We start from the raw sequence: 22,952 nt of genomic DNA, 5'->3' as shown, positions 1-22,952 counted from the left end.
TTCGTTAAACTTCGTTGCCAACCATGTTACCAGCTTGGGAGGTGGCTAGTTGGAGATCGTTTTGCACCATCATCTTGGCCAGCTCGGCGAGCGACACGGTAGGCTCCCAGCCGAGTTCCTCTTTCGCTCTGGTGGCGTCGCCAAGGAGCAAGTCGACCTCAGCGGGACGGAAGTAGCGGGGATCGATCTTGATAACGGTATTCCCGGCTGGGTCTTTGCCAATCTCGTTGGTCTCGCTGCCAGACCATTCCAAAGGCAAACCGACTTCGGCAAAGCAGAGCTCGCAGAAGCTACGCACGGTGTGCGTCTCGCCGGTGGCGATCACGTAGTCGTCTGGGGTGTCGACTTGCAGCATGCGCCACATGGCATCCACGTAGTCCCCAGCAAATCCCCAGTCGCGACGGGCGTCGAGATTGCCGAGGTACACGCACTCTTGCTGGCCGAGCTTGATGCGGGCCGCTGCGCGGCTGATCTTGCGTGTTACGAACGTCTCGCCGCGGCGGGGCGATTCGTGATTGAACAGGATGCCGTTGACGGCAAACATGCCGTACGACTCGCGATAGTTGCGCGTGATATGAAACGCATACGCTTTGGCTGCGGCGTAGGGGCTGCGTGGATAAAACGGTGTGGTTTCCTTCTGGGGCGACTCGACCACTTTGCCGTACAACTCTGAGGAGGAAGCTTGGTAGAAGCGTGCATCTAAATCCAGTTCACGCATTGCTTCCAGGATTCGCACCGTGCCTAGCCCCGTGACATCCGCCGTGTACTCGGGGATTTCAAACGAAACTTTCACGTGCGACTGGGCACCCAGGTTATAGACTTCGTCGGGGCGTACGACTTTTAGAATGCGGTTGATGCTACTCGCGTCGTTGAGATCGCCATAGCAGAGTCGCAATCGTACGTCCGACTCGTGCGGGTCTTGGTAGAGATGATCGATCCGCTCGGTGTTGAACGACGAACTGCGGCGGATGATGCCCCAGACCTTGTAGCCCTTACTGAGTAAGAGTTCCGACAAGTACGAGCCATCTTGACCGGTGATGCCCGTGATTAGCGCGGTCTTGCCGTTGAGTTTGGGAAGTGCTGCTGTAGATGCCATAGTTTTCAAACGCTCGTTGGGCTCACTTTCGCAATAAAAAGTGGCCCCTGAAGGATGGTAGTGCTATTCGGTGTTAAGGATTTTATCTAACTGCAGTGCCGCGGATCTCCGCTCCGGCGGCCAGATTCTCTTGAAACCAATCATACGTGCGGGCGATGCCTTCGCGTAGCTCAATCTTGTGGTGCCAACCCAAATTGTGCAGCTTGCTCACATCGAGCAGCTTTCGTGGCGTGCCGTCAGGCATGCTGGTATCGAAGGTCAGTTGAGCCTCTGGGCAGACGATTTCTTGGATCAACTCGGCCAGCTCGCGGATGGTGACATCCGTGCCAGTGCCCACATTGACAATTCCGGCTTCGTTGTAGTTATTCATGAGAAACAGGCAAGCATCGGCCAGATCGTCTACGTGGAGAAACTCTCGCATGGGACTGCCGGTTCCCCAGATAGAAACTTCGCCGCCGCCGGCCTCACGACAATCGTGAAACTTTCGGATCAGCGCGGGCAACACGTGTGAAGTCTTCAAGTCGAAGTTGTCGTTTGTACCGTACAGATTCGTTGGCATGGCCGAGATAAAATTGCAATCGTGCTGGCGGCGATACGCTTCGCACGACTTGAGCCCCGCGATCTTTGCAATGGCATAGGCATCGTTGGTGACTTCCAACGGCCCGGTAAGCAGGTACTCCTCTTTGATCGGCTGCGGACAATTGCGAGGGTATATGCAAGAGCTACCCAAATAGAGCAGCTTCTCGACGCCTATCTGCCAAGACGCATGCAACACAGTCGCGTGCATCATCAGGTTGTCGTACAGAAAATCGGCCGGGCGAGAGCTATTCGCGTGAATGCCACCCACCGTGCCAGCTGCGTGAAATACGTAAGCCGGCTTGTTCGTCGCGAACCAATCGTTGACCGCCCGCTGATCCCGCAGATCGACTTCTTGACGTGTGGCCGTAAGTATTTTGGAGAAGCCGGCGGCCTCCAGGCATCGCACCATTGCCGAACCCACCATGCCGCGATGGCCCGTCACGTAGACAGGTGCGTCAGTCGGCAGGGAGCTAGTTGACTTGGGGGTGGGAGACATGCGAAATGTTTTATGCGAAGCGATGGAGGAAGCCAACCGCGAATTATACCTCTAATACCCCCCCGTGCCGAAGAGAGCAGGGAGAAGTCCCGCGGGAAAAGCCTGAATTGTTCTTCCCCGTGTCGCAGTGGGAGTACTGTGGCGAAATTAAGGGCTCAGGGATAGATTCTGTCAGTTATACACAAGTCCAATATTTGGGTAGCACCGACACTTTCTCCTCATTTCGCTTTGTTTTACTCGTATTGTTGCAAGGGAGAAGTGTCGGTGTGCGCAGCACAAGAGGCTAAGGGGGTCGAGTACAAGGGTTTTAAGGCCTCTTGCCGCAAGCGGCCCCGACACTTGTCCGAGCAAGCCGCTAAAATAGGCAGCCCTCAAGCCGGACGAAGTGTCGCGGCTAACCGATCTCATGGTTTTTGAAAGCGTCCTCGACTCATGTTTAGCTGACAGGGATAGACTCCTGGCTACTCGCCAGGCCCAGAATTCGGAAATACTGCGGCAAGCTGCTGCTGGCGATATTCGAAGATTCGCTGAACATCTCGCTTTACCGCTAAGAAATGGATAAGAGCCCCGCCGGGAACGCCGTACTGAACGATATCTGTGACGCGAGTTCCACCCTCCACTTCTTCGAATAGATGCTCGTGGTGCCACCAGCGGTAGGGGCTACGAAGTGCTTGATCGACAAACCGGCGGTGGGGCTCCCAGGCGGAGATTTCCGACTGCCAGCGAACGGGGATGCCGTGCAGTGTCAGCCTATAGTCGATCAACACTCCCTCGCGCATGACGATCGGAGGAGGTGTGGCAACCGTGAAATTCAACCAGCGAGGCGTGAGTTCCTCCAGATTAAAAGCGTTCGCGAAATAATCGAACACACGCTCGATTCGCTCGGGCACCACGCAATTGGCACGCAGCACGTAGCCGCCGCGCTCGGGGTTTTTCTCGATCTTGATGTCTGCCATAGTCTCGGCAGAACCGCGATCAGCCGCCCATGAGTAACAGCTGACTAGCTCTTGGTGGCGCTTGGCTTTGCCGCACTCTTAACGGGAGCGGTCTTAGCCGACCCTTCCTTGAGTTGCTTTGGCAAAGCGACCAACAGCGGCGATTTCGTCTTCTTGTCGGCAGCGAACGTGCCCTCAGGCCCAATGAGCTTCAAGGGCTGATAGCCGGCTGATTGGAACGCTTTCCAAAGATCATCGGCTTTCACCTGTTTTTTCTTCTGGGCCGTGATGATCGCGAAGTTACCCTTCACGTCGGTTGAGATGCCTTGCACGCCTTTGAGCGTGATCACCTTGCGAACAATCTTCTTCGCGCAGTGCGCACAGTGAATACTCTCCACGTAAACGGCTGTTTGGCTTGGGGCGAGCTTAATAACCTTGGGCGCTACTTTCAGTTCCAGTGTATTCTTTAGCTGCTCTTTCGTGGCGAGGGTCCTCACCGCTGGTGGTTTCGCCGTGGCTTGTTCTTTTGAAGAGGTCGTAGCCTTGGCGGTCGCTAGCGGCGAAACCGCAAGCGTTACAGATAGCGAGACGATGAGTGAGAGGGTGGAAAGTATGCGCATGGGGTTCTCTGTTTTTTTGCTGGAGAAATGAATGGAGATGACTTCTAGCGGCGAACGTACAGCCCGTCGGCCTCGACAATCATGGTGCCGCCGGGGACGAGGCGAGCCTTGCCGCGGATGACGACGGTTTCCTTCTCTTTGAGGTCAAACAGCTTGCGACTGCCAACTGAGAGAAGTTTTCCGTCTTCGTTGTTGAATTCAACGCGAGCCAATAGCTTCGATTGGTCGCCGGCGTGGGCAGCACAAAATGCGCACTCTTCGCCTGGAGCGTGGTTGTGGGCGTGGGCATCGAGTTCCAGCAGTTCGGCCGAGTCTACGACGTACAGTACGGCGTGCTTCTCAGAGAACGGAAAGGCGGGCTCTGTTTCTTGCCAAGGGTTGGCGACGCCACCGACTGAGCCAACGAGTACCACTTCCTGTGGTGTCGCTTCGCCCTCTGCGTGCCCTTCGTGTGCATGTCCTTCGTGAGCATGTCCCGAGTGATCGCTAGGATCATCGTCTTCGCTGTCTTCGTGGTGGCTTTCATCGTGATCTTCGTGGTGGCTCTCGTCGTTGTCCTCGTGATGCGCTTCTTCGCCGTGATCGTGCCCCTCGTGAGCATCTTCTGAGGTTTCTCCCGTGAGCATTTCGCGCACATCCAAGACCGACTGGGCCCCGGTTGGTTCTTCAGTCAGCGTGAAACTGGTGCGGTACTTGTCGAGATCGGCTGTGCTGAGCCCGGGGGTCTGACCGCAGCCGACGAGCAACGGGAAGCAAGCCAAGAGGAGGGCTAAGCAACTCAGCCGGGAATAGGGAGCTTTCAACATGGGATAACTTCTGTGGAGGGGGGCTAAGGAGGGAAATGACGCTTCACAGCCTACATTCTAGGCATTTCACGAGAAGTGACAACGCAAGTCTCGCCAGTCTACCTAAAGGCTAGGCCCACGTAGAGGCGCGAAGCTCTCCCTCGTTCCCACGCTCCTGTGACATTTCGTTTGGTCTGCCTAACTCGCTAAGAACTCCAAACGGCAATTGGTTGGCGCGAGAGCGTCTATCAAGTGTATTTCCACCGCGGGAGCGTGGGAACGAGAGGTGTGTATGACAGGCAGGTTTCATTCCAATGCAGCCCCCAAGCGGCCTCAAAAAAATTCCAAATAAATCCCCAAGATCGCGTTCTAGCCCGCGAAACCCCTACTAGACGGCCAGCGAACGGAACTGTCGATCGCTACCCTTTGCCACACTATTTACCCGCTTTGCTTGAGAGACCAAGAAAATCGGCCACTCTCAAGCGGCACTGTTTTTGGAGGCGAAAGCCATGATTAAGAAACTCGTTTACGGCACGCTAGCATTCGGAATCCTTGGAGGGCTGCTACTAGGTAGCAACCTGGGAAGCTACGTCTCGACTGGGTACGAGCGTGTGACCACATCGGTCAAAGAGAGCGTGCCCATGGAATTTGAAATCGATCGGGCCCGCAACATGGTCCGCGATCTGGAGCCAGAAATCCGCCGCTCCATGCATGTGATCGCCAAGGAGGAGGTGGAAGTCACCGAACTTGACCGTCGCATCGAAAAGGCTCAAACCAAGGCAGACAAAGACAAGGCCGACATCATGCGATTGCAGGCAGATCTGGAAACCGGCAAGAGCACGTTCCGCTACGCCAGCAACACCTACACGGCCGGTGAAGTGAAGCAGGACCTGTCGCGACGCTTCAATCGCTTCAAGACCTGCGATGCCACTCTTGGCAGCCTCCAGCAGATGCGCGACGCTCGCCAGCGGAATCTGGAAGCCGCCCAAGCAAAGCTCGCCGCTATGATGACTTCGCAGCGTCAGCTGCAAGTGGAAGTCGAGAACCTGGAAGCGAAGCTTAAGCTCGTAGAAGTTGCCGAAGCCTCCAGCGACCTGCAATTCGACGATAGCCAGCTCGCCCGTGCCAAAGGCCTGATGAGCGACATTCGCACTCGCCTAGACGTAGCTGCCAAGCTCGCCAACGCAGATGTGAACTTCGTCGAAGAAATTCCGTTGAATGAAGCTGCTCCTGAAAACATCACCGATCAGGTGGCTGAGTATTTCATGGTCGAAGGACCAGCGGAGAATTCGCTCGCCACGGTAAGTCTTCAAGTAGAGGACTAATAACGAAGCAATCATGTCATTCCGATAGGAGCCGAGCGACTGAGGAATCCGGACTGAACTCAGGTTGAGAATGGATTCCTCGGTCGGCTAACCTCCCGTCGGAATGACATTGCTTCCTCGTCGCCTAGGCTCCTTCGGAATGACACTAATTGAAGTCCCCCCTCGCCTATCCCCTCTCGCCCCTAGCCTCTGGCCTCCCCCCTATGTTTTGGCGACTACAACTTCGCACGGTACGGATGGCAGTGGCTGAAGGGCGCTGGGACGAGGCTGCCGAAGCACTGACCGACAAAGAGCTGCGTGAGTTCCTGCCCGCCAAAAAGCTGTCGCAGAACCTCGCAGGCCGGTTACTCGGTCGGGCCCGTGAGCGCTTCGACCAGGGAGCCAGCAGCGCCGGCTGGCGTGATGTGAATCGTGCGGTGGAACTTGGTGGCGATGCCCAAGCGATCCGCGATTTTCGTGAATCAGAGCAAGCGAGACGAATGGATCGCGTGTGTCGTTGGATCGCCCTCGGAGAAACCCAAGCCGCATTGGACGAGCTGTCTCGGATGAAGCGTCGCGGCATCGCGGGGCCGAGTGGCTTGATACTCGAAGAAGTTGCCCGCAAAGTTCACACTGCCAACCAACGTATCACTAAGGGTGAAGTGTCTGCCGCGGCGAACCTTTATAGGGCTGCGGCCGAGCGGCTCGCACACCAAGCAGATGAAACTTCGCTGCCTAGCGAGATTCCTCTGCTTCAATTGGCGACTGTTCTCAAAGAAAAGCTGGCTAGTTGCGAGCAGATCGCCCAACAGGTGAAGCAATTGGAGCCCCAACTTCACCAGCAAATCGCCGCATGCGACTGGTCGGGGGCGCTCACGACGGCCGATGCGCTGCTAGAATTAGCTCCAACCCATCCGGCTGCTCGTCGGGCTAGACGCCGTGCCTGGAAAGATGTCGGCCTCGAAGTCACACGGGCTTACCAGCCACCAACTCAACAACGAGCCGACAGGCGTCAACCATCGGATGCGACTTCGGAAAAGGCTGCTCCGGAAAAAGTCGCCTCGTTGAAACTGGGCCATCCCGATCGCTTCACCGCCACCACGCACCATCACACTTCACTCTCTGATACCAAGCAGGTTCGCGACGTGAGTTCTAACCAGCATTCTGGCCGCAGACTGGTCGCCTGGATCGACGCTGTGGGCGGCTACCTAGTGTGTTTGGGGGATGAAATCGTGCTGGGTCGCCCCGATCCCGCAGGTGGTGTGGATGTGCCAATCCTGGCGGATCTCTCGCGACGGCACGTGGTGCTACGGCGCGACGGCGGTGACTATGTCCTGGAGCCCCAGCACTTGATATCGCAGCAGACAGTCAAGGTGAATGGCTTACCGCTCACCAGCCCCGCGGTTCTCAGTGATGGCGACATCTTGCACCTGACCGATGCCGTGGAATTGGTGTTCCGACGGCCCCATGTGCTGAGCGCTACTGCCATCCTCGAACCAAGAACACACAACAAGATTCAACCAGCCGTAGACGGAATCGTACTAATGTCGCAAACCTGCGTGTTCGGCCCGCAATCGCACAGCCACGTGCGTTGCCGAGGTTGGTCGAGCGAGTTGGTACTGGTTCGCGAAGGGGAGGAGCTATATTGCCGCTCGAACACGCCCCTGACTGTCGACGACGAGCCCGGCATCGAAAGAGCAGAAATTGCGGAGAATTCCCGCATTGAGGGGGAAGATTTTGCCCTGAGTTTCGAATCACTCTGAGAAGACCACCTTTTAGCTGTCAATTGCGGAGCAAGCTCCACGGCTAAATGGAGCGAGTGATCGAACTAAAATCACACGTGCAAAGAGGTTACAATAGGACGGTGGCTACAAACCGCAACTTCTCATGCTCGAAATGCTTACGATGAACCCGCCCGATGCCCAATCTGAGCCAACAGCCGTACCAATCGGCGATCCGCCCAACGACGGGCCCAGGAAGCCTACGCGCTTCACGTACGCCAGCGGTACACGGCCCTTGGATGGCTACACCATCAAGCGGGGTGTAGGTAGCGGCGGCTTCGGTGAGGTCTACTTCGCGGTGAGCGACGCGGGCAAAGAGGTGGCCCTGAAGCTCATCCGCCGCAATCTGGAAGTCGAACTACGCGGCGTCAAACAGTGCTTGAATCTCAAGCACCCTAATCTCGTATCGCTGTTCGACATTCGCACTGACGATCTCGACGATCAATGGGTCGTCATGGAGTACGTCTCCGGCGCCTCGCTCGAAGATATGATCGAACGCCATCCTGCAGGCATGCCCAAAGACATGGCGCTGGAGTGGTTCGAGGGGATCGCCTCAGCCGTTGCGTATCTCCACGATCATGGCATCGTGCATCGCGATCTCAAACCGGCTAACATCTTTATTGATGAAGGCGGCGTAAAGATTGGCGACTACGGTCTGTCGAAGTTCATTTCGTGCAGTCGACGCAGCGGACAAACCGAGAGTGTCGGCACGGTCCACTACATGGCCCCAGAGATCGCCAACGGTCGCTACGGTCGCGAGATCGATACTTATGCACTGGGCATCATCTTCTACGAGATGCTCACCGGTCATGTGCCGTTTGAAGGCGAGAGCGTAGGCGAAGTGCTCATGAAGCACCTGACGGCTGAGCCAGACTTCAGCGTTATCGAGCAGCCCTATCGCAAGATTATTGAAGGCGCCATGGCTAAAGATCCCGACGTGCGCATCAAGAGCGTAGCAGATATGCTGGCAATTTTGCGAGCCAACGGCACGCTAGAGGACGGCCCGTTGAAAAGTGCCGCAGCCGCCACTGCGTTCACTGCCGCTACGGCTGCAACTAGCTCGCCAGCTGCTGGCATGGGTGCAGCAGCAAGCGTACGGGGAGATGAGTACAACCAGACAACATCGCCCGAGTCCACGGCGCCGCGGCCAGAGATCAAGATCCCTAAATATGAAGCATCGCACTCGGTTGCTTCCAACGGTACAGCGTTTGAAGGAACACAGTGGCCAGAAGAGCCCATCGCCGCCTGGTTTTGGCAAAGAGTAGATCATATTCGATATGCACTTCAAATCGATCAATGGCAGCCCTACCAACGCTACGGTGCTGCGGGTTTGTTGATCGCCTTGGCGACTGTAAGTGGTTTGTGGCTAGTTGCCGCCATTCCCGTTTGCTTGTACGGTTTTTATTGGATTTTCTGGTCGCTGGTAAACGCCCCCTCGCGCAGCACCGCAGACCAATCCGTAGCGGATGAGCTGGCCGCTGAACCGGTGCTCACGCCACTAAATAATCCTGTGGACTTGTCGCCGAGTGCTCCGCAAAACGAGAAGCCGACCCCGCAGCTATCGCCAAAAAAATCGAAAGTCTACACGCAATCGCCTTGGCGAAAACGCAAGAACCCCAGCTGGCGGCAGGCCGCCTATCGCGAACTAGCCGACCGCACAATCAAAGAGCGAGCTAGCAGCTTGCTTGGCACGCTGCTCCTCTCGGCAGTGGTCGCTTCGGCGACTGCGATTGTCGCCAGTATGTTTGTTGCGCAATCGAACGCCTCGCCCGAGCTTTCCATCTGGATGGCCTTGACCGCCACGATGACAAGCTGGGCGGTTATCGCGCCGGCGAAGATCGCCGAAGGTCGCTTTGAAGATCAAGCACCGATGCGATTCATCATGCTACTCTCCGGTGCGGCGGTCGGATTGGTGGCCTGGGGGCTGAGTCAAATCCTGATGGTGGACCTGCCTGTCGCACGTGAATTTGTCCCCGGTCCCAATGATACGCTTTTCGGTGAACTGTTCAGGTGGCGAGGGGGTGGGGTGAGCGATGGCTACCTAAACGGTGCCGTTTCGTTGCCGCTCACGATGTACGCCTCTTACTTCACGATGCTGCTCGTGGGACTCCGCTGGTGGCGGCAGGCCGATTACACACGCAGCAGTCGCGTGAGCCTCTGGACGATTGCCGTCTGCGGAGCCGCCAGTTGGGGCTTAAGTCTCATCACTTGGTTCCCCCAACCGGTGGGCATGATTGTGGTGATGACCGTGGCATTTGCCGTGCAACTCACTTCGCACTGGCTGCCGCCTAGTCGCCGTAGAGAGCTGGCTGGGGAGGTGGTGTGATGATTGCTTTGTTAGCGCTAGTTGTCCTAGGAGTTTGCTTTGCCTCCCTAGGCTTATTCCTGGTTTCCCGATTCCTGAACGCCGACTACAAAGAGCGGACAGGAATGAATGCTTTCGGTGCAGTGCTAGTACTAGCAGCAATAGCCGGCGTCTTGTTAATGGTCGTTTTCACCGGGTGGGCATCGTTGGTTCCGCAGAGCAGAGTTGCGCCCGTCATTGAGCAAACAACTCCACTCGAGTATTCAGCGGAACTTGCGCAAGTCTATGACGAGGCTTTCGAAGACCACGGCTATGGCCCCGTCAAGAAGTTGAGGGTTCATAACGAGATCGACGGCACTGTTTCGACAGTGCGATTCCGTGACCAACGACCTGCACGCTACGACAGTGCTAGCCCCGAACCCGCGTATGCTCACGGAGAATCGTACTCTAGCTCATCAACCTCAAGATTGAATGTCGTGATTCTCGCGTTCCCACTGGCTCTCATCGTGCTATTCGCTCTCTGGCGACACCTCGGAAAGAGCGAAAACGAGGAGCAGCACTCCACCCCTTGGACAGCAGTTGCTACGACAATTGGGCTCCTATTTTTAGGAATGATGTTTTTCTGGGTGAGTGCTTCGCGAACAGTTGAGTATGCCACAGTGGAAAGTGCGGGAACTAGCACTGCCAGGGGGCCTGCCGTTGCGAGCGAAACGACCATTCAAGAACTGCACGAACAATTAACCGAGCCGAAGATCAAGCTGGAGGAGTCACCTCAAGGCGACAATCCATCAATAGAAACCCCACCAGCAGATAATCCACCGAAAGTTGATGACCCGGACTTAGTAGAAACATCTGTCGAAGCGAAAGAGTCCGAAACCACAACTACGTCAAAGACGCAAGCAAGTAAGGAAACCGAATTGAAACCGAGGCCTGCTTGGGTCTCGAACCCTCCGAAGCGAGTAGGCAACGTGAATCGCCGCTCCGTTTCCTCCGGCCCCTACAAGACATTACGTGAGTGCTACTTCGGCATCGAAAGTGGATTGGAGGAAGCTACCGAGGAGCGATTTAATCAAGTTGTGCAATCCCAAGCTGGGATGTCCCGCTCCCACTTGAGCATTAGGCGCTACAATATTGGCCCTGAGACCATTCTTAGGGAGTTCTGTTCCGAGGAGTACATTGAGCGGGTTGAATCTCCCAGCGTTGGTGAAATGAAGAAACTACACGTGCTTATGGAGTTCGGCCCCGAGCAAGATCGCTATCTCCTCAACCAGTGGCGCCGCTATGAGCGTGACGAGCGGATCGCGGTTGTTCTAGTCACGGCGACACTCGTGTTGGGCACGTTTGCCTTCGTGTGGGGCCTGCTCTGGTTCGACACGTGGACGCGAGGCTATTACACCAAGTGGTTGTTTGTCGGCGTTCCAGCGGCGATAATCGCAGGTCTTGGCGTCATCGCATTTATCGCTGAGAGTATGTGATCCGCTAGCACCGTTTCGCCGCGTGAACTTGCTCGGCGCGGGGATATTTGGCTCGCATGGTTCGCTTTTCCTAGATACCTCACTGTTCCCCCCAGCAAACCTCGCGGCGAGCAAGCTCGACGGCTAACGATACCTTTCCTGCTAATCAACTTTCTCGGCACCTTCTCCAAACTATGACCATTCCCGCGAATCCTGATGCCTTGTTGGTGGAAGCGATCCGCGCGGGCAAGCCGGACGCTTGGACCAACCTGATTGGTCAATACGAAGGCCGGTTGCTCTCGTTCGTTCAGAGCCGCCTACGCCGCCGAGCAGCCAGCGAGGATGTGGTACAGGAAACATTCATCGGCTTTCTCACCAGCCTGCCTAACTACGATGTCCGCCGCCCGCTGGAGAGTTGGCTGTTCACGATCGCCGCCCACAAGCTTACCGACTACCTCCGTCGCGAGGGACGTAGGCCTGCAGTACCGTTTTCCTCAGCCGACGGCTCTAGCGGCAACTGGGAACCCGCCGGGCATGCCCGCGGCGCGAGCAGTATCGCACGCAGCGGCGAACGTCGCCGACTTGAGGACGAAGCCCTCGCGGAAGGCGTCGAGGCACAGCTCAACAAATGGCGGGAAAAGGGCGACTGGGACAAAGTCAAATGCATGGAGCTGCTGTTTGTCACTGGTGCTGGTAACAAAGAAGCAGCAGAGAAACTGGGGCTCACTGAACAGCAAGTCGCCAACTTCAAGTACGACTTCATCGAGCGGTTGCAAAAGTTCGTTCGTACACAGCGATTGAATCTCGATGTGTTTCCTGAATTAGCAAGTTCCTAATTTCGATCACTGGCATGAAAACACCTCCGACAGACGCTGAACTTGATGCCTTTCTCGACGAGGGGCTTTCGGCTGAACGCATGGACGCCATCGAATCGGCCATTGGCAGTAATGCTGCGCTTGCAGAGCGTATCGCACAAGCCGTCGGGCGACGCGACGCGGGGTTGCATACCCTGGGGGCGATCTGGCGACGTCATCGGCTAACCTGCCCCACTCGCGAGCAACTGGGCAGCCATCTGATGGGCGTCCTGCCTTCCGAAGAGGCCAAGTACTTACAGTTTCATGTCGAAACGATTGGCTGTCGGAAATGCCAAGCGAGCCTTGCCGACTTGAAAGACCAGCTAGCCGCGGCCGATCAGGAAGCGACTCAACAACGCCGCAGTAAGTATTTCGAGACGAGTGCTGGGTACTTGGGTCGGGGAAAGTAGCTCGGCCATCCTGGCTGAGTGCTTGTAGGGTACTGCCGAGTGGCGCAAGGCATACCGAACCCTGGTTGATGGTACGCCTCGCTCCACTCGGCGGTACCCTACGACTGATTTACTGGGTACCCCAATCGGCCCACAGGCACCGACCTACCAACCACCATCATCGACTTCCAGCACGCCCTGCTCGATCTGGTGATTCGCGGCGATGGTGATTTTCTGATGCAACCTGCGGTGAGCATCACCCAAGTCACTCGGTTGAAGTGGCTCCAGTAGATCTAGGGCGCGGTTCGGCTTGTCCAATTCCATCAGGCAGATCTGTGAGAGTTTCAATCGCACACCCTGCGAATCATCAGGGAACCGATCTAAGAACTCGGCCATCACGGGAGCTGAGGCTGCCCATTGGTTCTGTTTATGCAGTCCCACGATGATCGCTAGTAGTTGCTCACGACTGGTCTCCAGGGGCATGCCGAGATCGATCATGCGCTTACGCACCTCAATGGCTTGCTCCGGCTGACCAATTTGTAAGTAAGCGTCGAAGCGGCGCTTGCCTTCTAGCATCTTCTCGTGTCGTGCTGCGGCAATTCTCGTCGGATCGTTATCAATTTTTGCTTCACGTCTCTTTTTCTTGTCCGAGCCGTAATCGCCGCTCATGACTGAGAGTAAATCGTAATCTTCGCAATTGACCATTTCGCGCTTGAGCATGACGAAACCAAGCGCAGCGCCCATCATCCCTCCCATGAGGTGCAAGATAGAGCTGCCCGCGTAGCTGCCCAACAACAACCACATGACAATGTCGATGCCGACGAAGATTGCGGCAAAGACTCCGACGCTTACCTCGAATGTAAAGATGATGAAGTAGAAAAAGAAAAACACGGACAAATTATTGACCGGTGCCCACAGACAAGCCATTGCCATGATGCCGAAGATAGCCGCCGAAGCACCCAAGGAGCCAGGTGTCATTCCTTGGTAGCCGCTCATGACCAGTTGTTCGAGCGCCGCCTGGCCGGTGGCGATTGCTAGATAGGCACACAAGAACCGGAACCAGCCAAGCTTCCCTTCTACGACGAGCCCAAACGCCCACAAGAAAAACATGTTTCCCAGTAGGTGCTCGAAATTGAAATGCATGAAACGAGAGGTGAGCCACTGCACCGGATGAACCCCAGTGCCGTACTCCAAAAGCCAGCCGTCCTCAATGGAAATGACGCCCGTGGCGGAGCAGATGTACAATGCCGTGTTCAGTACAATCAACGCGATTGTCGCGAAGGGAAAGTGGTAGAGCGGGGCATCACATGAGTACGGAAGCATGACCTAGCCGAGGGTCCAACTGAGAAGCGGGAGTCTCCAATGTTCACAGCTTAATCGACTCGAAGGGCGACCGCCAGAAAAGCTGATTGGGAAACAGCGCATTGAGGACACTCAGCAGTTCGGTGCTGATTGATGCTTGTAGCTCAACCGTTGGACGGTGGTTAAGGAGCAGTAACTCTTGCACTGCTTGCCAGTCGGCAGGAAGAGCTTGCACGGCCATTTCGGACGTGGGCTCCAGGCGGGCGCTACGGCGAGTGAGGATGAACCTTTGTGAAGGCAGCGCATGCTTTGGCTCACTCTGCGGTTCATTGCCTGATAGAGCACATCCTTGAAAGTCGATCTGCACGGGACGTTCAATGCCGTACGCACGAGCACGTTGATGAAGAAAAGAGTAGAGTTTTTCCACCCATTTGGTGGGCGAAAGCAACTTGGCCATCCAGGCCCCCGCGGGCGTCGTGGCATCTGCTATCCACTGCCCTCCGGCAGTGACGAGGAATTCATGCAGCGGATCGTCGGGCGACGTGTGCAACGCCACAAAGTGATGATCGCGATCAATGGCATCTTGGCAGGCACGTTTTAACAACATGGTGCGCGCCGCCTCGTAGCCTGGCAGAACCAATAATTCGACGATGCACGAATCGCGAACCACGGCATAGGCCACGGTTTTCGAAGCCTGAAAATCTGGTCCAGCACTGCTTCCCTGGTCGCTTGACGGATCTCTCGTTGGTTCACTGGATGGGCGTGGCGACTTGCGTGTTTCACAGACCGTCAGAATCTGATCATGTGCCTTACGATTGGTGAGCCATTGCCAGTGGGGCTCGCTGCGTTGTAGGACGCCCCACATGTCGGACGCGAGGCTGTCGTACAGATCGCGAATGGCATCAAGCTGGAAATGCCGCCAACTGGTCACTTCCAATCGGGGTCCGCGACGACGGCGTTGCTGCGATTGTTCGTTGGCCTCGATATGAGAGAGTACCGCCAGTGTGTTCGCGCGGGTATGTCCCTGATTGCGGAACTGCGTCCAACCTTGTTGCTCGAACCAATCAACACGACGCGTGCGCATGAAAGCGACGACAGCTCCCCCTTGGGTTGCGATTGATTCAGCCGTGGCAAGTAGCTGACGGTCGTAACCGTTGGGGTCGAATTCGGGCAGCGACTCGAAATCACAGAAACTAACGATGGGTAAACGCTCACCGGCAAACCAGGCGGTCTGATGACTCGCCATCAGGTGGGCAACAATCGCCTTGTCTCGCCAAACGATGAGTCGATCGTGGGATTGGTAAGTGGGGTGATCCAGTCTGCTCTGGAATTCCTCCGCCAAGGGCAACTGCTGCGTTTGTGTGAGGAAATTCAACACCAACGGATGATCGCCCGTGCTGCCGGTTAGGATGCTCGTGGAACCGTCCAACTGAAGCACACAATTGCTTCCGCTGGCGCTGCAATTTTGGACTTGGCTAGGGAAGTTGATCACGCTGGCGAAGTTAGCAGCTTCAACCTGCCCTCTCGAATCGGCTGGCGTCGGCATCGGTGAGTACTCGCACGGGGTGTGGGGAGGTTCGTCGCTTCATTGTGCGTCGAATAGTTACGATTCAGGTAAGCCGTTATGCATCACCAGCGTCGTGCATCGTCGCTCTCCCCAAGCGGGCGATACTGTGCAAAGCTCGTAGATGGAATAAGTTCTTTCGAGGCTTGTCGAACTCATAAGTATCCAAGCTGCGTGCCTACAATGCTGAAATCAACTGCCGGCACCTCACGTGGAACAACGCGGCTGCCGCACAATGGTGAGCCTAAGATATTGAAGAGTGAAAATCTAGTAAAAACTCTCGAAGTCCAGTCTGAGGAAATAGGCAAAAGGCGTACTCTCGCGAATCAAGGATGCGATTTACCCGCACTCGGCCTGTCAGTTGTTCAAGGCAGTTTTCCGCCTCTACACGTCGTGTTTCGAGCAGTCTGCGCATTACCGAATTCGCAGACTCGATTATTCGGTGTCGTTCTGCTGCATTCTCAGGCGTCTTCCTTAATTCAATGGCAGCTCGCTTTTGGTTAAACGCTTTTTCAAAACTTTCGCGCTCAACCTCGCTGAGCTCAGACGCACGAATGTGCTTCTCCCCATGGAACTTGTACTCACGCAACTGATTGCGCTGCTGTCGCACTTCAACGGCGTTGCCTGAGGGGTGATCGATTGGCAGTTGCAGAGTCCCGGAAATGACGGCGTAGCTTGGCGGCTCGAAACCGAAGAAATCGCGGCAGAGGGAATCAGTCACTTGATCGTATTTGCCGCCACCAATACCGTGGATGAATAGGTCTGCTAGAAACACTCGGGCAAACAGCGTGGTTGTCAATGCTCGCGAGCGAATCTTCGTACCCGCGATCTCAAGAGCTTCCAGTGCCTCAACCGCTATGTCAAATTCAGAGTTGCCCGCGAGCGGCAGGTTTGCCCTCCAGCCCTGACGGTCCGTGAGCTCAACGCAATCAGGCTGCGGACGGGCATACAATGGATGACGCTGAGGGTTCTCCTTCGTCCACACCCAAAACGGTGCTTCCATCCAGTCGCCGTCCTCATCGAGATTGGGCAAAGGCTGCGCGTGGTTTCGCAGCTTGTGAGCGCGGCGATAGTCAGAGAGAGCCCTGTTGTAGGCAGCCAAGAAGTGAGACAGGTCTTGCAGGATACCGCTCAGAAAGAATCGAAAAGCACGCGTATTGCACACGCGACTTTGGGGTAGCTCCAAATTGCGTAGACCCCACTCTTGTTCGGTTTGGTGACGAGCTTGAGCCAAGCGCAGCCCGGCCGGAAGGCCCCCTGCTGTCTCTTTCAGCACTTGTGGCCACCAAGTCTCCAGCATTGGTTTCGCGACTAGAGGGCGGATGGTTTCGGTCGCGCGCTTTCCAAACGATTCCCAAATAGATCGATCGGAAACAAAGCGTTCCTCGAAGGGCACCCCTGCCATGGGCGAATCCCATGGTACTTGCGAAACTCGGGGCGAATCGACGGTTCCGGTCGGCACGCGAAACGACGGGGCAGGGCAGAGGTCGTTATCGATAATCAGATTCAGTGCAGTGCCTTGCACTCTCTTCGCTAACCGACCCGCTGCAAAGTTCTTCAACCACACCCCCGGATGCATGAGCGTCGGTTGGTGACCGGTTACGACCAGAGGTGCTTCCGAACTTAGTTCAGGAATTTCTGTGTAACACGCTACATGCTGATATGCAGCAGCGAAGCATTCGGAATGAGCCTGCTCGCGCAGGATCGACAGCGTGGCGCCAAAGACATTCAGATCTGGTTGCGAAAGCCGTTCTCGATTCTTCTGAATCTCAACCGGCAATTGCTCCCACTGCGGCACTACCAAGATTTGGCCGTTTTGCCGCGGCGCTTGATACTTAGGATACGCCCGGGGCTTGTCGCTCGCTTTGGCCATACTTGACTATAACGTGACAGAGCTACGGTCATCTAGAGATCGGGACATATCCACAGTAACGCACCTACAGGCAAGCTTCGGGAAAAGTCCCTTGGAAAGCGCCTGAGCCAGATTTTGATTCGTCTTGCAGTGCAAACGCCTTTTGGCAAGCCTCCATCGCACGATCGATCACGCGATGGTAGTAGCGTAGCCGCGTATCGCCATCGTCCAGAGCGCCGCCGAAGGTGCGTTCCTCTTCCAGATACACCAACGGCACCGAGCGTTCAATAATTCGCAAGCGGTGCGCGGCTGCTTGCACCCACAGCTCCAATGGCATCGCATAGCCCGTTTCCTGCGGGTGCAGCACGGCGAGTGCCTGCACCCGATAGGCCTTGAAACCGCAGAACGCATCAGTGAGATTCAGTCCGAACCGACAATTGAGTTCTTCGGTGATTTGCAAATTGATCCGCCGGCGATCCATGGGCGCTTTATTCACCTCTGCATCTGGATCAAGATAGCGGCTCCCTGACACGATGTCCGCCGGGTAGTTCGAGTTGGGATCGCAAGCATTCACCAACGCAAGAATTCGTTGGGGCTCGTGCTGACCATCACAGTCGATCGTGACGAGTACGTCGTAGCGATGGACGATCGCGTACTCGAAAGCCGTTTTCAGTGCAGCACCGTAGCCTTGGTTCTGCTCGTGAGTCACGACCGAAATATCATCTCGCTCCGCAAGACACGCCCCCGTGCCATCAGTAGAGCCGTCATCGACAACGAGAATGTCGGTCGCGTACTTGCGAACCTCATCGAGCACGCGATCAACGTGCTTCTCTTCATTGAAGACAGGCAAAGCGGTAAGGAAGCGGAGGCCAGCAGCCGTGAAATTGGTGGGTTGTGGGGAGGACATGATGATACTTCGCAATGCTCCTGTGGTGCCTACAAAAGTTTCTATGTCTTGGGGGGACATAGAGAGAACATTATTGGTCCTCACGCCAGCGGGGTCAAATTTAAGCCGAAAAGGGCGAAGTAGTAGCTCCGTACTACAGTCTACGCACCGGGTCCCGTTCCGATCGGCTGGCCCAGGTTTCGACACCTGCGAGCTGATCTGACAGATAGTCCGCAAGTGTGAGCAGCGCGAAACGTTCGCTAGCAAAGTGCCCAGCGAGAACCAAGCCCACGCCTCGGGCTTCAGCCTCTAAGCAGGCGTGGAAGTTAGCTTCCCCGGTAACTAACGCCTGGCAGTCTGCCTTGACTGCCGCTTCTAGAAAGCTGCCACCACTGCCGCAGGCAATAGCCACGCGGGCGACTTCTTGTTCATCGTAGCCGACTAGCTGGACACGGTCGGTATCAAGGAAGCTTTGCGATCGCTCAGCTAAGTCGCGTAGGGTTAGCGGCTCACCCGCGATGCCACACCGGCCAGCACCAACATCCGGCTCGGTATCGCTGGAGGGAATAAGCGGCTGAATCTCTTCCAACCCTAACCCAATTGCCAAATGCTGATTGATGCCCGTTTGCGCCGAATCAAAAGCCGTGTGTGGACTGTAGACAGCGATGCGATGAGCGATGAGCTCTAGCAACAATCGGCCCGATGTGGTTTGCGAAGTGATGGCTCTGAGCGGTTGGAAAGGTAGCGGGTGATGAGACACAATGAGGCCCGCCTTGCCTTCGATCGCTTCCTGAACGGTGGCTGGCGTGATGGTCAGGCAAGTCATGACCCGATCGACAGACGTATCTTCATCTCCGACCAACAGCCCCACATTGTCCCAATCCTCTGCGAGCTCCACCGGTGCAAACGTCTCGAGAATTGCAGTTAGTTCGCTGATCTTTGGCATGAGTGTGGGAGCGTGTGTGGCGGAGGGAGAAAGCCGAAACGGTTATCATAGCACGACTTCTATCTTGATTCACCCGGTTAAGTTTGTCCCTGACAACCCGAAGCGTAAGCGAGGGACTTCGACTATTCAGGCTCTCCTGCGCCGAATAGTGCCGCAGGAGAGCCCCCCGACAATCACAACCCGAAGCGTAAGCGAGGGGCAGCGCCAACACAGTCTCTCCCTCGCTTACGCTTCGGGTTGCGATCTATTGAGCTACGGCTCGGCAACAAATCGGTGATTCAGTACTCGCGATCCATCAACTTCCTCTGCTCGCAGCCAAATCTCTTTACCGATCAGGTTCGCCCCATCCTTCAAACGATAGACTTGCAGATCCTCGGACGCCCCCAATTGGAATACGTGGATCCGCTGGCGTCGATGTCCCGGAGCGAACAGCAAGCACTTGAAGTCAACGAGTTTCTCAGAATCGTTTGCCATGCGTTGCTCGATGATGAGATGTCCGTCGCGATCGAGTCGACTAGCGACGTCCAGTGAAATGCTACCATCGCCAACGGCCAGCTGCCGATACACACTGAATTGGTAGTCCTTGTCAGAAGAAAGCTGGAAGTCCAACCGCACGTCGGAACTGCCGCTATTGGCGTCAAAAGGCAAGGTTAAGTCGAACTGCTTGCGCTCAAGGCTACCGGCGCCGACCTTGTAGTCTAACTCGTGCGGGCCAACTTTCCAGCCTTTGGGCGTCGCGAGCGTCAACGAACCTCCCACACCCTGTCGAAAGTAGTTGCGAAATTCGACGCGATTCTCATGGGCTTTTCCAAACACACTCGGAACATGGATCTCAGTAAATTTCACGGACATACGCCAGCGGGCGATTGCTGAATTGAGCCCGCGTACGAATTTAGGCAGCGTGCTTACTTCCAAGACTTGCCGATGTCCCTGCTGGGCGGGGACATGTTCTCGCCCCCAAACATCGACTTCTCGTACCTCGTCTCCCAGGTGAATCACTTCTTGCGTTGGATGCTCGCTCCAGACGACCATCACAACATCGTTCTGTGGAGTCATGAAGATGCGATTTTCGCTGCCACCGGGCAACTGCAAGCTCCCTAAGAACTGAGCACCTGAAAGCAATGACGCTGTCGTGCGCCAAGGCAGCAGCAGCTCTCCCGGCGTACCTTGCGGGGTCATCAGGCCACGATGCTTGTCGAACGGGTAGGCGACGAAGGCCGCTTGGGCACCATGAATCTTGGCGGCAAGCATTTGCTCGACCAGATCGCGGACCCGGGTTTCTAAGTCGTACTCCTGCTCCGGTAGCGGCTCTATAAGTACCCAGCGATTTACTCCTGTACGCTTCGGAAGCGAGAGATATTCGCCAATTTCTTGACCGGTGAGTGCCGGACTTGCTGAGTACTGCTGAAATTCCCAGGTGGCCAGCTTCGAGCTGCTTTGAGCAATCATCCATTTCCAGCCAATCCCCAACTTCACATCCTGACCGAACCGAAAGAGCGATTCACGTAGGATGGCAAGCTCTGCTTCGAGGTCCGGCAAGCCGGAAAAGCTCCAGTCGTGATCGTTGCCCAACTGCCACCAGCGCACACGCAACGAAAGCCGTGTAAGGATAGGATCGAGCGTGGGCAACCAGGAAGAGGACTCGCCAGAAAGCGCATCGGCGATGGATACTGTCTCAGACAACTCACTCGGCAGTGTGACGTTCCGGGATGGTCGATCGAGGACTGCTACCGTTTCGATATCTTTCGCCGAGAGCTGTTCGGTGAAAATCACCAACTCATCCAGTGCACTGGGGTCGTTGGCGCTGAGCCAAACGGGCAGCTTCACCCAGTTGACTGCTACCTGGGGCAGGAGAACCCCAAGCTCCTCGAAATCTAAGGGCGTCGGTCCGTTCGCCAACGACCAACCAAACTCACCCACATCTGGGCGCTCGAGCGGGGGAGCAATTGCCAACGTGACCATGTGTTCGTCCAGCCGCCCCTTCTTGGTTCTCATCGTGACGCGCACTCGATAAAAACCGTAGTCAGTGATCTCAGGTCGCCAGGTCGTCTTGCCTATGTAGCTAGCTTCCGTATCCGTACCAGGATGAAAGAAATCGGAAGCTTTGTGGACCTCATTGGTAATCAGACGACCTTCAAGCTGGATGCGATCGTTCGACAAGCTAAGGCTACTAGCGTCAAGGAGTTCGAAGAGAATCTCAGGGTCTTGTTCGCGAATGCCCGAGAGTTCGCAGGTAATCTCAACATTGTTAAGGCCGGTGTAGACATTCGAGGGACTGTTGGTGCTGACCACCATCTTAGGCTGACGGGCCAGCCATACGTCGTCGAGCGAGACGGTCCCCTGCAAGTCTGCACGAGGTCCTTCTTCAAGTTGCAGTACGAATCGCGCGTATTGAATTTGCTGATCGTCGGGATTCACACGGTCGATCCTCGCAACTAGCCAATCATCGGTACGCCGCAACCACTCTCCATAGGCCGTCTGGATCACCTGCTGCTGATCATCACAAAACTCCAGATTGACGCGGGCACGTGCATATTGCATCCCCTCGACACGTATGCGAGCTTCTGCCACGTATCCGAACTTAGACGAGACTGCCACGAGCGGACTTTCTGCACGGGCATTTCCGCCGTTGGCACGAATAGTAAGCGTCCGTCCCCCCTTGGCCGTCTGTTCTTTGACAAGGGCCGCTTCAATGTAGTGGGGCAGATCGGGGCCGGTGACACGTGTCCAGCGGTCCGGCCAGTGGTCGAAATTCACGTCCCACTGGTCGCCAAAGTCACAATAGAAGATCGGCACCGCGTCGGTCTGACGAGCATTACTCGCCGTTGGCGCTGCGAGAGCGGACAATATCAGAAGTTTGGCAAGCCAGAGCATCAGGGGAGACGAGTTGTAAGTTGGCAGTTTTCAGTGCTTGATCGAACACTTCACTGCGGGGGAGAATGGTAGGTAGGTAGTGCTATATTGAGCGAGATTTTTGCCGGGTACTGAAAACTGAACTCTGACAACTGAGAACTCTATGCCAATGCTCCAGAACCCAATTGCACTTAAGACATTGAGCCTATCTCAACCCATTAAGAAAGCATTGCACACGGCTGCCCGCTTGGAGTACGACGGTGTGCAAATCGATACGCGCCGCGAAGTCCACCCGTCCGAATTATCCGAAACTGGCCTGCGTCAATTTCGGAAAATGCTGGATGATCTAAATTTGCGGGTTGGATCAGTCGCCTTTCCCACCCGACGCGGCTACGCGGACGCTGACGATCTCCAACGCCGTATGGACGCCGCAATAGCCTCGATGCGACTGGCTAGCGAGCTTTCCGCCCGCACGATGGTCTTCACGCTGGGTAGCATCCCCGAGAGCGAAGATTCCAGCTACACGACACTGTTGGATGTGCTTGGTACGCTCGGAGTGCATGGAAATCGACTAGGTGTCAGCCTAGCTGCTCATGCCCCGGAGGCAGAGATCGAGCAACTCACCGCGCTTCTTGAAGCGTTGCCTGCAGGTACGTTGGGCCTCGACTTGAACCCGGCTGCACTTATCGCTCGTGGCGATTCGCCAAGTGCGTTTCTGAAAAGCGTCGGCCAACACGTTTGCCATGTCTTCGCGAACGACGCGGTACGCGGCTTCGGCGAGACAAGTTCAACAAGTGTCGAACTGGGCCGTGGTAGCGCGGATCTGCCGGCGCTACTTGGTGCAATGGAAGAGCACAACTATCGGGGTTGGATCACGGTCGAGCGAAGTGGGTCTGAGAATCTAATCGAGGACTGCACCAACGCGGTGAAGTTCCTGCGATCGCTCTGAGC

The 22,952-nt window shown here is 56.0% G+C and carries 18 protein-coding genes; 7 read left to right on the top strand and 11 right to left on the bottom strand.

Annotation, left to right across the window (positions count from 1 at the left end):
* Positions 1-4 precede the first annotated feature (4 nt).
* The 5 genes from gmd to HG15A2_RS04850 form a co-directional block, all read right to left on the bottom strand.
* Complete coding sequence (gene gmd / locus HG15A2_RS04870; RefSeq protein WP_145058385.1) at positions 5-1,096, bottom strand: GDP-mannose 4,6-dehydratase; 1,092 nt, start codon at positions 1,094-1,096, stop codon at positions 5-7.
* Positions 1,097-1,178: 82 nt separating this feature from the next.
* A complete protein-coding gene (locus HG15A2_RS04865) occupies positions 1,179-2,171 on the bottom strand; it encodes a GDP-L-fucose synthase family protein (protein ID WP_218932333.1) in 993 nt (330 codons plus the stop codon).
* 461 nt (positions 2,172-2,632) lie between these two features.
* On the bottom strand, positions 2,633-3,127 hold the full coding sequence (locus tag HG15A2_RS04860; protein ID WP_218932332.1) for an SRPBCC family protein: 495 nt from the start codon (positions 3,125-3,127) through the stop codon (positions 2,633-2,635).
* Positions 3,128-3,171: 44 nt separating this feature from the next.
* On the bottom strand, positions 3,172-3,726 hold the full coding sequence (locus HG15A2_RS04855; protein ID WP_145058383.1) for a heavy-metal-associated domain-containing protein: 555 nt from the start codon (positions 3,724-3,726) through the stop codon (positions 3,172-3,174).
* Positions 3,727-3,770: 44 nt separating this feature from the next.
* Positions 3,771-4,532, bottom strand: coding sequence for a hypothetical protein (locus HG15A2_RS04850; RefSeq protein ID WP_145058381.1), 762 nt, complete (start codon positions 4,530-4,532; stop codon positions 3,771-3,773).
* Positions 4,533-5,020: 488 nt separating this feature from the next.
* On the opposite strand from HG15A2_RS04850, the gene HG15A2_RS04845 reads away from it, so the two are divergent.
* From HG15A2_RS04845 to HG15A2_RS04820, 6 genes are all read left to right on the top strand, one after another.
* Positions 5,021-5,836, top strand: a complete 816-nt coding sequence (locus tag HG15A2_RS04845) for a hypothetical protein (protein WP_145058379.1) — start codon at positions 5,021-5,023, stop codon at positions 5,834-5,836.
* 203 nt (positions 5,837-6,039) lie between these two features.
* Entirely contained in the window at positions 6,040-7,578 is a 1,539-nt protein-coding gene (locus HG15A2_RS04840; RefSeq protein ID WP_145058377.1) for an FHA domain-containing protein, read from the top strand.
* Between the two features lie 124 nt (positions 7,579-7,702).
* Positions 7,703-9,922, top strand: a complete 2,220-nt coding sequence (locus HG15A2_RS04835; RefSeq protein WP_145058375.1) for a serine/threonine-protein kinase — start codon at positions 7,703-7,705, stop codon at positions 9,920-9,922.
* Positions 9,922-11,376: a hypothetical protein gene (locus HG15A2_RS04830; protein ID WP_145058373.1), complete on the top strand. Its 1,455-nt coding sequence runs from the start codon at positions 9,922-9,924 to the stop codon at positions 11,374-11,376. Before HG15A2_RS04835 ends, HG15A2_RS04830 begins: the two co-directional genes overlap by 1 nt.
* A 173-nt stretch (positions 11,377-11,549) precedes the next feature.
* Positions 11,550-12,191 carry an RNA polymerase sigma factor gene (locus tag HG15A2_RS04825; protein WP_145058371.1) on the top strand — a complete coding sequence of 214 codons (642 nt, stop codon included), beginning with the start codon at positions 11,550-11,552 and terminating at the stop codon, positions 12,189-12,191.
* Positions 12,192-12,205: 14 nt separating this feature from the next.
* Entirely contained in the window at positions 12,206-12,619 is a 414-nt protein-coding gene (locus tag HG15A2_RS04820; RefSeq protein WP_145058369.1) for an anti-sigma factor, read from the top strand.
* Between the two features lie 144 nt (positions 12,620-12,763).
* Here HG15A2_RS04820 and HG15A2_RS04815 read toward each other — a convergent pair whose 3' ends face one another.
* The 6 genes from HG15A2_RS04815 to HG15A2_RS04790 form a co-directional block, all read right to left on the bottom strand.
* A complete protein-coding gene (locus HG15A2_RS04815) occupies positions 12,764-13,921 on the bottom strand; it encodes a rhomboid family intramembrane serine protease (RefSeq protein ID WP_145058367.1) in 1,158 nt (385 codons plus the stop codon).
* 43 nt (positions 13,922-13,964) lie between these two features.
* Positions 13,965-15,446 (bottom strand): hypothetical protein, encoded by a 1,482-nt coding sequence (locus HG15A2_RS04810; RefSeq protein ID WP_145058364.1) that lies wholly within the window; start codon positions 15,444-15,446, stop codon positions 13,965-13,967.
* Between the two features lie 262 nt (positions 15,447-15,708).
* Complete coding sequence (locus HG15A2_RS04805; RefSeq protein WP_145058362.1) at positions 15,709-17,337, bottom strand: hypothetical protein; 1,629 nt, start codon at positions 17,335-17,337, stop codon at positions 15,709-15,711.
* 64 nt (positions 17,338-17,401) lie between these two features.
* Positions 17,402-18,223 carry a glycosyltransferase family 2 protein gene (locus HG15A2_RS04800; protein ID WP_145058360.1) on the bottom strand — a complete coding sequence of 274 codons (822 nt, stop codon included), beginning with the start codon at positions 18,221-18,223 and terminating at the stop codon, positions 17,402-17,404.
* A 133-nt stretch (positions 18,224-18,356) separates the two neighbouring features.
* A complete protein-coding gene (locus HG15A2_RS04795) occupies positions 18,357-19,148 on the bottom strand; it encodes a Nif3-like dinuclear metal center hexameric protein (RefSeq protein WP_145058358.1) in 792 nt (263 codons plus the stop codon).
* Between the two features lie 252 nt (positions 19,149-19,400).
* Positions 19,401-22,022 carry a hypothetical protein gene (locus HG15A2_RS04790; protein WP_218932331.1) on the bottom strand — a complete coding sequence of 874 codons (2,622 nt, stop codon included), beginning with the start codon at positions 22,020-22,022 and terminating at the stop codon, positions 19,401-19,403.
* Between the two features lie 142 nt (positions 22,023-22,164).
* Here HG15A2_RS04790 and HG15A2_RS04785 point away from each other — a divergent pair, with 142 nt between their 5' ends.
* Positions 22,165-22,950 carry a sugar phosphate isomerase/epimerase family protein gene (locus HG15A2_RS04785; RefSeq protein ID WP_145058354.1) on the top strand — a complete coding sequence of 262 codons (786 nt, stop codon included), beginning with the start codon at positions 22,165-22,167 and terminating at the stop codon, positions 22,948-22,950.
* Positions 22,951-22,952 lie beyond the last annotated feature (2 nt).

Origin of the sequence: Adhaeretor mobilis (assembly GCF_007741515.1) — a bacterium.
Taxonomy (GTDB): domain Bacteria; phylum Planctomycetota; class Planctomycetia; order Pirellulales; family Lacipirellulaceae; genus Adhaeretor; species Adhaeretor mobilis.
The sequence above is the reverse complement of the archived record's forward strand: the minus strand, read 5'-3'. Positions and strand labels throughout refer to the sequence as shown.

What these genes read in the sequence shown, in the direction of transcription:
- HG15A2_RS04830 (WP_145058373.1), top strand. Translation starts at nt 9,922, where the DNA reads ATGATTGCTTTGTTAGCGCTAGTTGTCCTAGGAGTTTGCTTTGCCTCC.
- HG15A2_RS04790 (WP_218932331.1), bottom strand. Translation starts at nt 22,022, where the DNA reads ATGCTCTGGCTTGCCAAACTTCTGATATTGTCCGCTCTCGCAGCGCCA.
- HG15A2_RS04840 (WP_145058377.1), top strand. Translation starts at nt 6,040, where the DNA reads ATGTTTTGGCGACTACAACTTCGCACGGTACGGATGGCAGTGGCTGAA.
- HG15A2_RS04850 (WP_145058381.1), bottom strand. Translation starts at nt 4,532, where the DNA reads ATGTTGAAAGCTCCCTATTCCCGGCTGAGTTGCTTAGCCCTCCTCTTG.
- HG15A2_RS04815 (WP_145058367.1), bottom strand. Translation starts at nt 13,921, where the DNA reads ATGCTTCCGTACTCATGTGATGCCCCGCTCTACCACTTTCCCTTCGCG.
- HG15A2_RS04785 (WP_145058354.1), top strand. Translation starts at nt 22,165, where the DNA reads ATGCCAATGCTCCAGAACCCAATTGCACTTAAGACATTGAGCCTATCT.
- HG15A2_RS04795 (WP_145058358.1), bottom strand. Translation starts at nt 19,148, where the DNA reads ATGCCAAAGATCAGCGAACTAACTGCAATTCTCGAGACGTTTGCACCG.
- HG15A2_RS04855 (WP_145058383.1), bottom strand. Translation starts at nt 3,726, where the DNA reads ATGCGCATACTTTCCACCCTCTCACTCATCGTCTCGCTATCTGTAACG.
- HG15A2_RS04800 (WP_145058360.1), bottom strand. Translation starts at nt 18,223, where the DNA reads ATGTCCTCCCCACAACCCACCAATTTCACGGCTGCTGGCCTCCGCTTC.
- HG15A2_RS04845 (WP_145058379.1), top strand. Translation starts at nt 5,021, where the DNA reads ATGATTAAGAAACTCGTTTACGGCACGCTAGCATTCGGAATCCTTGGA.
- gmd (WP_145058385.1), bottom strand. Translation starts at nt 1,096, where the DNA reads ATGGCATCTACAGCAGCACTTCCCAAACTCAACGGCAAGACCGCGCTA.
- HG15A2_RS04835 (WP_145058375.1), top strand. Translation starts at nt 7,703, where the DNA reads ATGCTCGAAATGCTTACGATGAACCCGCCCGATGCCCAATCTGAGCCA.
- HG15A2_RS04860 (WP_218932332.1), bottom strand. Translation starts at nt 3,127, where the DNA reads ATGGCAGACATCAAGATCGAGAAAAACCCCGAGCGCGGCGGCTACGTG.
- HG15A2_RS04805 (WP_145058362.1), bottom strand. Translation starts at nt 17,337, where the DNA reads ATGGCCAAAGCGAGCGACAAGCCCCGGGCGTATCCTAAGTATCAAGCG.
- HG15A2_RS04825 (WP_145058371.1), top strand. Translation starts at nt 11,550, where the DNA reads ATGACCATTCCCGCGAATCCTGATGCCTTGTTGGTGGAAGCGATCCGC.
- HG15A2_RS04865 (WP_218932333.1), bottom strand. Translation starts at nt 2,171, where the DNA reads ATGTCTCCCACCCCCAAGTCAACTAGCTCCCTGCCGACTGACGCACCT.
- HG15A2_RS04810 (WP_145058364.1), bottom strand. Translation starts at nt 15,446, where the DNA reads ATGCCGACGCCAGCCGATTCGAGAGGGCAGGTTGAAGCTGCTAACTTC.
- HG15A2_RS04820 (WP_145058369.1), top strand. Translation starts at nt 12,206, where the DNA reads ATGAAAACACCTCCGACAGACGCTGAACTTGATGCCTTTCTCGACGAG.